Source organism: Achromobacter sp. 1011791174, from assembly GCF_059760925.1.
Genome location: NZ_JCBANH010000069.1, coordinates 1 through 13,245, shown reverse-complemented (window position 1 = coordinate 13,245; position 13,245 = coordinate 1). Strand labels below are relative to the sequence as shown.

At 65.7% G+C, this 13,245-nt stretch carries 14 protein-coding genes; 4 read left to right on the top strand and 10 right to left on the bottom strand.

Going from position 1 to position 13,245, the window contains the following annotated elements; all coding sequences use genetic code 11:
* The first annotated feature begins 139 nt into the window (after nucleotides 1-139).
* Entirely contained in the window at nucleotides 140-448 is a 309-nt protein-coding gene (locus AC6LJ5_RS21125) for a hypothetical protein (protein ID WP_103275085.1), read from the top strand.
* A 40-nt stretch (nucleotides 449-488) separates the two neighbouring features.
* On the opposite strand, the gene AC6LJ5_RS21120 is transcribed toward AC6LJ5_RS21125, so the two are convergent.
* The 4 genes from AC6LJ5_RS21120 to aqpZ form a co-directional block, all read right to left on the bottom strand.
* Nucleotides 489-797, bottom strand: a complete 309-nt coding sequence (locus tag AC6LJ5_RS21120) for a carbohydrate isomerase (protein ID WP_103275086.1) — start codon at nucleotides 795-797, stop codon at nucleotides 489-491.
* 65 nt (nucleotides 798-862) lie between these two features.
* On the bottom strand, nucleotides 863-1,720 hold the full coding sequence (gene kdsA, locus AC6LJ5_RS21115; protein ID WP_103275087.1) for a 3-deoxy-8-phosphooctulonate synthase: 858 nt from the start codon (nucleotides 1,718-1,720) through the stop codon (nucleotides 863-865).
* A 90-nt stretch (nucleotides 1,721-1,810) separates the two neighbouring features.
* Nucleotides 1,811-2,374: a cytochrome b gene (locus AC6LJ5_RS21110; RefSeq protein ID WP_498141514.1), complete on the bottom strand. Its 564-nt coding sequence runs from the start codon at nucleotides 2,372-2,374 to the stop codon at nucleotides 1,811-1,813.
* 124 nt (nucleotides 2,375-2,498) lie between these two features.
* Nucleotides 2,499-3,206 (bottom strand): aquaporin Z, encoded by a 708-nt coding sequence (gene aqpZ / locus AC6LJ5_RS21105; protein WP_103276548.1) that lies wholly within the window; start codon nucleotides 3,204-3,206, stop codon nucleotides 2,499-2,501.
* 176 nt (nucleotides 3,207-3,382) lie between these two features.
* Here aqpZ and AC6LJ5_RS21100 point away from each other — a divergent pair, with 176 nt between their 5' ends.
* Entirely contained in the window at nucleotides 3,383-3,796 is a 414-nt protein-coding gene (locus tag AC6LJ5_RS21100; RefSeq protein WP_103275089.1) for a hypothetical protein, read from the top strand.
* Nucleotides 3,797-3,815: 19 nt separating this feature from the next.
* On the opposite strand, the gene AC6LJ5_RS21095 is transcribed toward AC6LJ5_RS21100, so the two are convergent.
* Complete coding sequence (locus AC6LJ5_RS21095) at nucleotides 3,816-4,208, bottom strand: VOC family protein (RefSeq protein ID WP_103275090.1); 393 nt, start codon at nucleotides 4,206-4,208, stop codon at nucleotides 3,816-3,818.
* Nucleotides 4,209-4,358: 150 nt separating this feature from the next.
* On the opposite strand from AC6LJ5_RS21095, the gene AC6LJ5_RS21090 reads away from it, so the two are divergent.
* On the top strand, nucleotides 4,359-4,757 hold the full coding sequence (locus tag AC6LJ5_RS21090; RefSeq protein ID WP_103275091.1) for a lysozyme inhibitor LprI family protein: 399 nt from the start codon (nucleotides 4,359-4,361) through the stop codon (nucleotides 4,755-4,757).
* 18 nt (nucleotides 4,758-4,775) lie between these two features.
* Nucleotides 4,776-5,687 carry a GNAT family N-acetyltransferase gene (locus AC6LJ5_RS21085; protein ID WP_498141513.1) on the top strand — a complete coding sequence of 304 codons (912 nt, stop codon included), beginning with the start codon at nucleotides 4,776-4,778 and terminating at the stop codon, nucleotides 5,685-5,687.
* Nucleotides 5,688-5,909: 222 nt separating this feature from the next.
* Here AC6LJ5_RS21085 and AC6LJ5_RS21080 read toward each other — a convergent pair whose 3' ends face one another.
* The 5 genes from AC6LJ5_RS21080 to eat all read right to left on the bottom strand — a co-directional run bounded on the left by AC6LJ5_RS21080 (nucleotide 5,910) and on the right by eat (nucleotide 12,676).
* Nucleotides 5,910-7,073 (bottom strand): iron-containing alcohol dehydrogenase, encoded by a 1,164-nt coding sequence (locus tag AC6LJ5_RS21080; RefSeq protein WP_498141512.1) that lies wholly within the window; start codon nucleotides 7,071-7,073, stop codon nucleotides 5,910-5,912.
* 14 nt (nucleotides 7,074-7,087) lie between these two features.
* Nucleotides 7,088-8,485, bottom strand: a complete 1,398-nt coding sequence (locus AC6LJ5_RS21075; protein WP_498141511.1) for an aldehyde dehydrogenase family protein — start codon at nucleotides 8,483-8,485, stop codon at nucleotides 7,088-7,090.
* Nucleotides 8,486-8,508: 23 nt separating this feature from the next.
* A complete protein-coding gene (locus AC6LJ5_RS21070) occupies nucleotides 8,509-9,906 on the bottom strand; it encodes a glutamine synthetase family protein (protein ID WP_233772480.1) in 1,398 nt (465 codons plus the stop codon).
* 256 nt (nucleotides 9,907-10,162) lie between these two features.
* Entirely contained in the window at nucleotides 10,163-11,152 is a 990-nt protein-coding gene (locus tag AC6LJ5_RS21065; RefSeq protein ID WP_392408877.1) for a helix-turn-helix domain-containing protein, read from the bottom strand.
* Between the two features lie 111 nt (nucleotides 11,153-11,263).
* A complete protein-coding gene (eat, locus tag AC6LJ5_RS21060; RefSeq protein WP_498141510.1) occupies nucleotides 11,264-12,676 on the bottom strand; it encodes an ethanolamine permease in 1,413 nt (470 codons plus the stop codon).
* Nucleotides 12,677-13,245: the final 569 nt, after the last annotated feature.

Here is a 13,245-nt window from a genome sequence, read left to right as displayed (position 1 = left end):
TTCATGCGCAGCCGCGGGGCCAGGCCCGAACCGTTGCGCGCAGCCGACGGCGGGCGCGCCTCGCCCAAACGCCGTATGGAAGGCCCGGACCATCTTTGATACGCTGGCCCCACCCTGGATGCAAGATCAGGTATAGGCCATGAAAGAGACGATCCGCATGCTGCGCGTGCAGCCATCCTCCCTCTCGGCGCGCTTCGCCTTCCTAGCGATCGCATTGCGCTGGACGCTGGGCGCGACCCCGAGGCCGAACCGGCTGATGATCGGCCCGCACGACCTGGAGCCTGTCGGATCGGAATGCGCATTCTGGCTGTTCGCCTTCCGGCATGCCTGCTCCGGCCAGTCCATCCTGGTGACGCGCGGCGGGCGCTGGGACCTGGGTGCCTCGTTCGACGGCGACCAGGTACACGCATTTGGCCGCAGGTTCGCCCTGCGGCAGTGCCTGTTCTGAATGCTCCCGGGCCGCCGCCGCGCGCGGCTCGTCCGCCGGACTAGAACTCCGGCAAGTCGAACAGGGTGTGCAACGTCGAACTGGGCGCCGGCGCCGAGGCCAGCCGCTCACGCCCCTCGTCGTCGGTCAGCACGCGCACCGGTCGCGACGCGACCGACGTGCCCTCGACGCTGAATGCCGTCTCCACTTCCGCCCCCTGCCGGATCAGCTCGATGACTTCGGACGCGGCCGCCGTGACCGGCTCGCTGACCCAACCCGGCACGCCGCGCTCGGCCTGCCCCCAGCGCACATAGGCCACATGGCCGCTGAGCGGCTCCTTGCGGACGGCGACGATCACGTACAAAGACATCCTGGCCTCCTTAGCATCCGGCCAGGATCGTATAACAGCATGACTGTACGAGCGTGACAGCCGGCTCAGGGTTCGATGTCGATGGGCGCAAAGGATTTCACCAGGTCGTCCAACTGCTTGAGCTGGGTCAGGAACGGCTCGAGCTTGTCCAGCGGCAAGGCGCTGGGGCCATCGCATTTGGCGTTCCTGGGATCCGGATGGGCCTCCAGGAACAGACCGGCCAGTCCCACGCCCATGCCGGCGCGCGCCAGGTCGGCCACCTGCTCGCGGCGTCCGCCCGAGGCGGCGTCCAGCGACGAGCGCTGCTGCAGCGCATGCGTCACGTCGAAGATCACGGGACGGTTGCCGGTGACTTTTTTCATCACGCCGAATCCCAGCATGTCCACGACCAGATTGTCGTAGCCGAAGTTCGTGCCGCGATCGCACAGAATCAACTGATCGTTGCCGGCCTCGACGAATTTCTCGACGATGTTCAGCACCTGGCCCGGGCTCAGGAATTGCGGCTTCTTGATGTTGACGATGCGCTGGGTCTTGGCCAGCGCCACCACCAGGTCGGTCTGCCGCGCCAGGAAGGCCGGCAGTTGCAGCACGTCGACCACCTCGGCCACCGGCGCGGCCTGCCAGGGTTCGTGCACGTCGGTGATGACGGGCACGCCGAACGCGTTCTTAACGGCCTCGAAGATCTTCAGGCCTTCTTCCAGCCCCGGTCCGCGATACGAATGGATCGAGGAACGGTTGGCCTTGTCGAACGAGGCCTTGAACACATAGGGAATGCCAAGCTTGGACGTGACACGTTGGTATTCCTCGCAGGCGCGCAACGCCAGGTCCTTCGATTCCAGGACATTGATGCCGCCGAACAGCACGAAGGGCCGGCCGTTGGCGCAGGCAATCGAGGAAGAAATGAGGACTTCAGGGGCGCTCATGGGGGAATCCTGTAAAAAATGGAGCAGACGACAGTGCGTAATGTACAACCTGCGACCGCCCTGCCCCGGAATCCTCCCGCGACGCGGCGCTCAACGCCGCGGCAGCATCCGGCGCAAGATCCCGTCCTTCAGCCAGTAATGATGGGCCAACCCCGCCAGCGCATGGCAACCCGCCAGGACGATGATGGTCCAGGCCACCGTGTCGTGCAGGCCGCCGATGGCGCGGCGCTGCTCGCGGTCGATGGAGATCAGCGTGGGCACGTCGAACAGGCCGAAAAAGGTGAACGCTTCACCCTGCGCCCAGCGGAACAGGAAACCCAGCACGACCTGCGCCGCCATCAACACATAGAGCAGGACATGCATGCTTGAGCCGGCCAGTCCCCAGATGCCGCCGGACGCCCGGGGCAGACGCCGCCCCGCCGTCAAGCGCCAGACAATGCGCGCCACCAGCACGGCCGCAAACAGCAGGCCGAAGGACACATGCAGCGACTGCAGCAATTTGCGCGCGGGCGTGCCGCGCGGCAGCGCGTCCCATATTTCGGCCAGAGCGAACAGTCCGATCACAAGCAGGGCCGTCAGCCAATGCAGCAGGATGGTGGGCGTGTCGTAGCGCGTCGGCGAGCCAGCGTCGCCGGACAAAGGAAGGGGATTCACGGATCAGGCCCGGAAAGTGGCGGAATCCATGAGCGTATCGAGCGGCGACTTACGGCGTCCTGAGTCCCACCAGAACGCCACAAGGCGCAAGCCGGCCCCGCACCTGGGCCGTCGGCGAGCCTGCTTACTCGTTCTCGGGCCGGCTGACCAGGCGGTAGGCGATCGCGCCCACCACGGCGCCGGCGATCGGCGCCACCCAGAACAGCCACAGCTGCTCCACCGCCCAACCGCCGACGAACAGGGCCGGGCCGGTCGAACGCGCCGGATTCACCGAGGTGTTGGTCACCGGGATGCTGACCAGATGGATCAGCGTCAGGGCCAGGCCGATGGGAATGCCCGCGAATCCGGCGGGCGCGCGCTTGCTGGTGGCGCCCAGGATCACGAAGATGAAGCCGGCGGTCAGCACCAGCTCGGCGGTGAAAGCCGCCGCCAGCGAGTACTTGCCGGGAGAATGATCGCCATAGCCATTGGCGGCGAAGCCGCTGGCCTGCAGATCGAACCCCGTCTTGCCCGTGGCGATGCAGGCCAGCACCGCCGCCGCCGCGACGGCGCCCAGCACCTGGGCCACGACATAGGGCAGCACGTCCCTGGCGGGAAAACGCCCGCCCGCCAGCAACCCCACGGTCACCGCAGGGTTGAAATGCCCGCCTGAGATATGGCCCACGGCGAAGGCCATGGTCAGCACCGTCAGGCCGAACGCCAGGGCGACGCCGGCATAGCCGATGCCCACATCGGGCACGCCGGCGGCCAGCACCGCCGCGCCGCAGCCGCCCAGCACCAGCCAGAAAGTCCCGAAAAACTCGGCCCCGCACCGTTTCGACAAAGCATGCATGATGGTGGTCCCTTGGACTGAAAATCCAAAGATATCGCGCCGCGCCATCCCAGACTTCAAAGCATTGCAAAGTCGGCGCCGGCGCCACGCGCCTGGATGCTGCCTTAAGTCGCCGCTCGAATTGCCGTCAACCCGGCAACGCAAGCTCCAGATATCGCCTATTCGGAACCGATTTCATGTCCATCACGGATGCCGCCTCCGCGCCGCCAAACCTGTATCAGAAACCCGCGCAATTCGTCGACGGCCCGACGCGGCCGCTGGCCCCCCTGTCCGGCCAGTCCCTGGCCGGCAGCCCGGCCCGCGACCTGCCGGCCGGCACCATCGTCGACCTGCCCAGCGTGCGCTATAGCAACGGCCAGATGGAAATGCGCCCGGCGGACCGCGCCACGGCCGCCCTGATGGGCGTGGTGCAGCCGCGCGCGTTCGAGGCGTTCAAGGCGGCGCTGCTGAACGACGGCGACTGGCGCGGCTTGCTGCATGCATTCGAACGCAGCATTCCGCAGAATCCGGAATGGCGGCTGGGGGAATACCGCATCGCGGCCGGCGAGTTCCTCAAGAGCACCGGCTATCTGCTGGACCTGCGGGCCTGAGACCCACGGATCCGGCCGGTCATGCCTGGATCGGGCTGCACAGTTCGACCAGCGAACCGTCCGGGCATCGGACATAGGACACGACCTGGCCCCAAGGCTTGGTCTCTGGCGCGCTGAGCTGGGTCGCGCCCGCGTTGACCGCGCGGACATGCGCGCCGGCCACGTCCTGCGTCACGAAGGCTATCTCCACGCCCAGCGGCCTGGCCGACGCGGCTGCCGGGATCACGCCGCCTTCGAAATGCAGGTCAGCCAGTTCGCTCGCGGCGAAGGCCAGCGTGGTTTCGCCGGTTTCCAGTTCGCCGTAGGTATTCGACTCATGCAGGAAACGGCGCGCAAAGCCAAAGGCATCCTCGAAAAACCGCAGCGAGGCCGGGACATCCGGCACGTAGATAATGGTGTAGCCAAATTTCATGGTTCTTCCTGATTCGGTTATGGTTCAGCGGCGGCCGGCCGATCCGGCGCACGACATTCTGCGATTATCCATGCCTTTCGACTTGCCGCGCGACGATCCGGACCTGGCGTCCGTTCCTGCGATCCCCAACCATAGCCATCCGAATACGCCATGCCGAACCCGATCTCCCGCCTGCTCTGCGCCCTGCCCCTGCTGCTGCCCCTGGCCGCCGGCGCCGCGCCGGCCGTCGACTACAACACGCTGTATGACCGCTGCCTGACCGAGGCCGGCGCGGTCAACAACACATCGGTGCTGAGCTGTTCGGAATCGGTTTCGGCGCAGGTCAAGCGCGAGATCAACACGCTCTATGCGCGGCTGCATGCCAAACTCGCGCAGGAAGCGCCCGAGGACGCCGACAAGCTGGAACAGACGCAGAAGGCCTGGCTGCAATACCGCAACGGCCATTGCGCGCTCGCCACGTCCTATGTGGGCTCGCCGATGTACGGGCACTGCCCCATGCTGCTGAACATCGCCCGCGCGCTGGAGCTGCGCGAACTGGCGGGCGACTGAGGCGGCACGGATCCGGCCATGACGATCACGCTCGAACGCGTTCCCGCCAGCGGCCCGGCGCGGGAGGAACTCACCGCTCTGCTGCCCGGCTACCTGCGCGGCCTGGGCGTGGACGCCCACTACCCGTATCTGCCGCTGTATTGGACCGAAGCCGGCCGCTTTCCCTATCTGATCCGCGAGCAGGGCCGGACCGCAGGCTTCGCCCTGGTCCGGCAACTGCCCGACAGCGGCGCCTTCGAAATGGCCGAGTTCTGCGTGCTGCCCGACTTCCGCGCGCGGGGCCTGGGCGCGCAGGCCGCGCGCGCGCTGTTCGCCGCCCATCCGGGCGCCTGGCGCATCGGCATCATGGCAAACAACGCCGGCGCGCTGCGCTTCTGGCGCACGGTCGCGCCGCAGGCGGCCGTGCAGCCGCCGCGCGAAGCAGATGGCGAAGACGGATTCTGGATGCTGTCCTTGCCCGGCGCGCCTCCGACCCGCGCGTCCGACCAGACCGCGCCGCCCCAGGATGCGCAGCAAGTCCGCGTGGCGACGCCGGCGGACACGCCAGCCATCCTCGCGGTCGACGCCCTGGCCCTGGCGGATCCCGCGCGCGCCAGGCAGATCACGCGGGCCATCGAACAGGGACAATGCCGGGTCGCGGTCGACGCCGGCCGCATCGTGGGCTATGTGATGCAGGACCACGGCTTTTTCGGACACGGCTTCGTATCGCTCATCGTCGTCGCCGCCGCTTGCCGGCGCCAGGGCGTGGCGCTGCGCCTGCTGCAAGCGGCCGTGACCGCGTGCGATACAGCCAAGCTTTTCACGTCGACCAACCAGTCAAATGTCGCCGCCCGGCGCCTGATGGCCAAGGCCGGTTTCGTGCCCAGCGGCATGATCGAAAACCTGGACGAAGGCGACCCGGAACTCGTCTACGTCAAGTTCGTCCGCTGAACGCCAGGCTCGGCGGCAGATTCACAACCACAACAATCCTTCACACAACTTCATACCATGCGCTCCCGCGCTTGCTAAGCTTCTCCTGCCACCGTTCCTGGCATCCCCCGCCCGTAACCGGTGGCACTGCGCCCCAGGCAACGTGCGGTTGTCTGGGGCGTTTTCTTTGCCATGGCCCCGCCCACGCCTGCACGGATGGCCATCCGGACAAAGACGGCGTCGCTACAGCACGCCTTCGACCGCGTTCACCAGGATGCCCGCATACGCCTGCGGCGTGAACGGAATCGGATTGGTGCCGGCCGAGCCATCGGCGTGCGCCATCCTGCCGATGCGTTCCGCCTCCTTCGCATCGATGCCGATCTGCGCAAGCGTGTGCGGGATGCCCAGGGCGGCGCGCATCTCCAGCACCCAATCCAGAAAGCTGTCGAAGGACGGATCCGGCAGTTCCAGATAGCGCGCCAGCAGACCGATGCGCGACGCGATGACGCTCTGGTTGGCGCGCAGCACATATGGCATCAGGATCGCGTTGAGCAGGCCGTGATGCGCGTCGTACAGCGCACCCAACGGGTGCGCCAGGGCGTGCATCGCGCCCAGGCCGCGCTGGAAAGCCGTCGCGCCCATGCTCGACGCCACCAGCATTTGCAGGCGCGCCTCCAGATCCGCGCCGTTTTCGCAGGCGCGCGGCAGATAGTCCTTGACCAGGCGGATGCCTTCCACCGCGATACCCACGGCCATCGGATGGTAGAACGGCGAACAGTACGCCTCCAGGCTGTGCGACAGGGCGTCCATGCCGGTGGCGGCCGTGATCTTCGGCGGCAGGCCGACCGTCAGTTCCGGGTCCAGGATGACCACCGCCGGCAGCATCTTCGCATGGAAGATGATGCGCTTGACGTGCTCGCGCTCATCGGTGATGACCGAGGCGCGGCCGACTTCCGAGCCGGTGCCTGCCGTCGTCGGAATGGCGACCACGGGCGCCACGCCCGCGACGTTCACGCGCAGGTGGTTGTCGCCGACGTCCTCGAAATCCCAGAGCGGCCGGTCCTGGCCCGCCATCAAGGCGATCGCCTTGGCGGCATCGAGCGCCGAGCCGCCGCCGAATGCGATGACGCCATCATGGCCGCCGGCCTTGAACGCCGCCACGCCGTCATCGACGTTCTTGCCGGTCGGATTGCCCTTGATGGCATGGAACAGGCCCGCGTCCAGGCCGGCCGAGCGGCATGAATCCAGCAGCTTCACCGTCATCGGCAACGCCGCCAGCCCCGGGTCCGTCACCAGCAGCGGCCGCTTCATGCCCAGGCTGGCACACCATTGCGGCAGTTCGCTGGCGCGTCCCGCGCCCACCTTGACCGAGGTCGGATAATTCCAGTTTGCAATCGGGAGAGTCATGTTTTTCTCAAGGACTAGGGTTGGACATGCCGCTTCAGGTGGAAGGACTTCGGACGGGTCAGATGCTCATAGCCGACCTGCGAGAGCGTGGCCCCGCGCCCCGAGTGCTTCACGCCGGTCCATGCCAGCGCCGGATCCAGGTAGTCGCAGCGATTCATGAAGAACGTGCCCGTCTCCAGGCGCTGGCCGATGCCGATCGCCGCCTGCTCGTCGGTGGTGAATACACTGGCGGTCAGGCCGTAAGGGCTGGAGTTCATCAGCGCGATCGCCTGCTCGTCGTCCCGGACCGGCATGATGCCGACGACCGGGCCGAAGCATTCATCGTTCATCAGCGTCATCGTGTGATCCACGTTGACGAACAGGCCCGGCGCCAGATACGGTCCGCCATCGTCAGCCCTGCCGAACACCTGCGGATCAATGAGATTCTTCGCGCCCTTCGCCAGCGCGTCGGCAATGACGGCGCGCACGCCATCAGCCGCCGAGGCGCGGACGACCGGGCCCAGCGTCGTCGCCGGGTCCAGCGGATTTCCCAGCACATACTGGTTCGTCAGCGCCACGGCGCGCTGAACGAACGCATCATAGTGGCGCTGCGCGACGTAGATGCGCTGGATGCCGCAGCAGGACTGCCCGCTATTGAAAAACGCGCCGTCCACCAGCGTCTCGACGGCATGGCCGAGGTTGGCGTCTTCGCGCACATAGGCCGGATCGTTGCCGCCCAGTTCCAGGCCGACGCCGATGAAGCGGCCGGCGGCCGCCTGCTCGATGGCACGCCCGCCGGCCACCGATCCCGTGAAGCAGACGACGTTGACCTGATTGGATTCGATGATGCGGCGAACGGCATCATGGTCGACGTGCAGGTACTGGAACAGACCCGGCGGCAGATCGGCCTCGACGAAGGCCTGGTGGATCCATTCGGCGCAAAGCGGCGTCTGGTCAGAGTGCTTCAGGATGACCGCGTTGCCGGCCGCCAGCGCCGGCACGATGCTGTTCACCGCCGTCAGCAGCGGGTAGTTCCACGGCGCGATCGTGAAAACCACGCCTGCCGGTTCGCGCGTGATGTAGCGGGTGTAGCCTTCCTGCGGCGGCGCCTGGATCGGCCGCAGCGACGCTTCGGCGATCGACAGCATGTGGCGGGCGCGCGCGGCGAATCCGTCCACCTCGCCGCCGGCATAGCGGATCGGCCGCCCCATCTGGCGCGTGATGCCTTCGGCGATGAGCTCCTTGTTGGCGACAAAGCGGTCGATCGCGGTGCTCAGGATCCTGATGCGATGCGCGATCGGCTGCCTGGCCCAGTCCTTCTGGACTGCGTGCGCGTGCGTCAGCGCCTGCGCGATCTGCGTGTCCGTCGCCAGATCGCGCTGAACGTACAGGCTGCCATCGATGGGGCTGATGGTGGTCAGTTGCTTTTTCATGACGGTCTCTCGACGACTGGAACCTAGATGATTTCGAAATAGCGCTTGAGCTCCCAGTCCGTCACATGACGGCGGAACTGGCGCTCCTCCCACTCGCGCGTGGCCACGAAATGCTCGACGAACGCATCGCCGAACAGCTCGCGCCCCACTGCCGATGCGCGCAGGCGCTGCGCCGCGTCCCATAGCGAGCTGGGCAGCTTCAGATGATCGGGAAACTGCTGCGTGTAGGCATTGCCCGTGACGATGGGCTGGAGTTTCAGCTTGTGCTCGATGCCGTGGAGACCCGCGCCCAGGGCCGCGGCCAGGGCGATGTACGGATTCGCGTCCGCGGAGCCGATGCGCACCTCGACGCGCTGCGACTTTTCCGTTCCCGGAATCAGGCGCAAGGCCGTGGTGCGGTTTTCCACGCCCCAGGTGGCGTCCAGCGGCGCCCAATAACCCGGCACCAGACGCGAATAGCTGTTGACCGTCTGCCCGTACATGCTCATGAATTCCGGCAGGAATTGCTGGACGCCGGCGATGAAGTGCTCCTGCACCACGCTCATGTTGTGCGGCCGCGATTCATCGTGGAACGCCGACTTCCCTGATTCCCGCTCGCGCAGCGACATGTGGATGTGGCCGCTCTGGCCGGGCTCGTTGTGCGACCACTTCGCCATGAACGTGGCCATCAGGCCGTTGCGCTGGGCCAGGGCCTTGGTGAAGCACTTGAACAGCATGGCCTTGTCGGCCATCGCCAAGGCTTCGTCGACCGCCAGCGCGGCCTCCAGCACGCCCGGCCCCGTCTCGGTGTGCAGTCCCTCGATCGGCATGTCCATGGTCTCGGTCATGTCGATGAGGTCGCGATAGAAATCGCTGTTCACCGTGCTGCGCAGGATCGAATAGCCGAAGTTCCCGGGCGTCCAGCTCTTGAGGTTCTGGTAGTTCTTTTCGCGCACGCTGTGAGGCGTTTCCTCGAACACGAAGAACTCGTATTCCAGCGCCGAATACACGTCGTAGCCCAGGTCGCCGGCGCGCTTGATCACCCGGCGCAGGACGCCGCGCGGGCAGATGTCCTCGGCATCGCCGGCGAACTCCGCCAGGAAGAACAGCATCGGTTCGCCGTTCATGATTTCCAGCGGCAGCCGGCGGCAGCTCTGCGGAATGATGCGGACCTGCGCATCCGGGTAGGCCGTGTGCCAACCCGTGTACGACGCGTTGTCGTACATCTGATCGTCGGCGTCCCACCCCAGCACCACGCTGCAGAACGCGAACCCCGAGCGCAACGCGCAGACGAACTTGTCCTTGCGCAGATACTTGCCGCGCAGGATGCCGTCGACGTCGGACAGCCCCACCTTGATGTGAGTCAGCTTGCTGGCCTCGACCAATCGAATGGCGTCCTCGACCGTCTTGATATCGATACCCGACTTACCCTGCGTGTCCACGATTGACGTCTCCACTGTTGCTGTCTTCGATACAAGCTCATCGAACGCGACGGCCTGATTGCATCCCGTCCTTTCGATGCGTCCATGGTAATGAGGGGCATCGCGCAACCCGTATCGACTTTTGGCAAAGAATCGCCCTCTACTGGTTAACCATGAGCGAGGTGAATCAAGCGTGATTGCAATCGCCGACGGCGCGCGCATGGCCGCGCCGCCCGCGCGGCGGCCATGCCAGCGATGCGATGTGCCGTGAGCCGGCTCAGCCCGCGCTGGCGCCGCCCGCGAGCAGGGTGTCGGAAGGCAGCACGCCGAACAGCGTCCGATAGTCCTGGGCAAACTGGCTCATGTGCCAGAAGCCCCAGGATGAGGCGACCTGATGGATGGTGGTCGAACCGCGCTCGCGCGCTGACAGCTCTCGACGCACGCCATTGAGCCGCAACGCGCGCAGGTAGTTCTGCGGCGTCGTGTCGTAGGCATATTCAAAACAGTATTGAAGCGTTCTGCGGCTGACGTGCAGCACGCCGCAAAGCTCCAGGATGCCGACCGCCCTGTCCCGGTTGGCCAGCGCGAAATCGCGGGCATCGGAAGCGATCTGGACCCGACGCGCGCTCGAGATGTGGCGGGCCTTCTGGCGCGTCGTCGGCAACACGCCGGACTCGACCAGCGTGGCGAATATCGTCGTTTCCACGTTGTGCTGCGCGGCGCCCCCGGAGGCATCGGCGGCGCTGCGCCCTTCCCGCAGGATCATCTGCAGCATCTCGCTCAGCGCATGCCGCCTCTGCGCGCCGATACAGATGATCTCGTTGCTGGTGTGGATCTGCCGCAACGTCGATTCGCAGTACTGCTCGGCGTAGCGCATGAGCGCATCCGCGTTCACCACCACGCCGAGAATCGAATAGTCGGGCGGCGTCAGCAGTTCGAATTCACAGCCGCCCGGACGAAAGGCCAGCACCTCCGTCGAGATGGGCGTGGCATGGATGCTGCCGGCGGCATCGCGTCCGACCGGAATGCCGAACCACCATGCGCCATCCGGAATCTCGCACAGCTGATGCAGCTTGTGGCTGGTCGTTTCGCAAAACAGATGCGTGGCCGAGAAATTCAGCTCGGTAAGACTGCCGACAAACGGTCCGGGAGTCAGCTGGTCGTAGGTCTGCTTCCAGCCGCACAAGGTCGCCGCCTGCTCGTCGGCATCGTGCGACACGATCTGGCGCGCCTTGAACTCGCGGACTGATGTAGAGGTTTCGAGCATCTCGTGGCGACCTCATCGATTGCCGTCAGGCGGCTGCGGCAGCGCCCCATGTCGAGGCCGCGGCCGGCTTGGCATCACGAAGAATATGTTGGCGCCTGGCATCATGTTCCCCTACTCCGGCCTCACGGCCTCTTCGAGCAACTCGGCCGCATCGTCCTTGCGCCTTCCCCTGGTCATCAGGAAGTAGACGTAGCCCAGCGCCATGAAGGCCGCGAACAGCAGCGCGACCTCGCGGTTATAGTAGATCATCGTCACCAGACAGACGATGGCCGCCACCAGGGAAAACCCTGGGAAAAAGGGATACAACGGCGCGCGGAACGGGCGGGCCAGCCCGGGCTCCGTTTTCCTCAGCTTGAACAGCGAGAGGATGCTGATGATGTACATCACGATGGCGCCGAACACCGACATCGTCACGATGTTCGCGGTGAGCGCCTGGCCGGCGAACTGCACGTACTGGTCGCTGAAGATGGCGATGATGCCGACCACGCCGCCAGCCAGGATGGCCCGGTGCGGCGTCCTGAAGCGCGGGTGCAGCTTCGCCAGCCACGCCGGCAGATAGCCTTCGCGGCCCAACGCGTAGATCTGGCGCGAGTAGCCGAGAATGATGCCGTGGAACGAGGCGACCAGGCCGAACAGCCCAAGCCAGATCAGCATGTGCATCCAGCCGCTGTTTTCCCCCACAATGAGCTTCATCGCCTGCGGCAGCGGATCGTTGATGTCCGCCAGCAGTTTCCAGTCGCCCACGCCGCCCGCGAACAGCATCACGCCCATCGCCAGCACCACCAGCGTCAGGATGCCCGTGATGTACGCGATCGGAATCGAACGCCTGGGATTCTTGGCTTCCTCCGCCGCCATGGCGACGCCCTCGATCGCGAGGAAGAACCAGATGGCGAACGGCACCGCGCCAAGGATGCCGCCAAACGTGCCCATCGAAAAGCTGTCGGCGCCGGCCCAGCCACCCTGCGTGAAGTTCGACCAGTGAAATCCCGGGGCCACGACGCCCATGAATACGAGCAGCTCGAACACGGCCAGCAGCGTGATCGTGAGCTCGAACGCCGCGGCGATCTGCACGCCAACGATGTTCAGCGACATGAAGATGAGATAGGCGCCCACCGCCGCGGTGGTGGGCGAAAGCCCGGGAAACTGGATATGGAGATACGCGCCGATGGCCAGCGAAATGGCGGGTGGCGCGAACACGAACTCGACCAGTGTCGCCATGCCGGCGATGTATCCGCCCACCGGGCCGAACGCCCGCTTGGCGTAGGCGAAGGGCCCGCCCGCGTGCGGAATCGAGGTGGTAAGTTCGGTGAAGCTGAAGATAAACGTCGTGTACATCGCTGCGACGAAGGCCGACGTGACCAGAAAGCCCAGCGTCCCGGCCTTCGCCCAGCCGTAGCTCCAGCCGAAATACTCGCCGGAGATCACGAGCCCGACGGCGATGCCCCACAGCTGCCAGGTGCCCAGCGTCTTCTTCAGACCGCCCTGGGTCGATCCGCCATGGGGATGGGAATTCACATTTGACATGCTTTCGTTTCCCGATGTGTCTGATACAGGACGTCCCGACGCTCGGACGGCATCCGGTGAAGAGGGTCCACGCTGCCGTGCCTAGCGCCGCGGAGGATGACTTCCCCTGCCTTCGGGACAAGTCAGCGCGTTCTTGCCTACGACCTTCCGCGGACGGGCTGTCGGAGCCTCTGGACACGGACCATGCCCCTTGCCATGTTCTGGGTTGCGCCGGCGAGACCGTCCGCATGCGCAGCCTTGGCATTGCGTACCCTTCCGCCGCGCTCGGCCCGACTTGCCGGAGTGGCCGCGCGCAAGCAGGAAAGGTACGTTTTTGATGCTAATGACCAAAAGACTCAACGGGTTATCAAGATTTGGCAAACTTTCCCGGGATTAGGGATATCCCATATCCCGGCCGCGCCGCGTCCGTCCGACGTGGCGCCGGGAGCGGCGATGGAATTCGACATCTGCGGCACACGGCCATCCCCTGGCGCGCGGACAAAAGAAAATCTATGGTCAGCCCGATTTTTGCAAGCGAGGCGGTGTAGGCGTAAATTGGGCTTGCTCAAATCTATTCGGAGTCAGTTGGG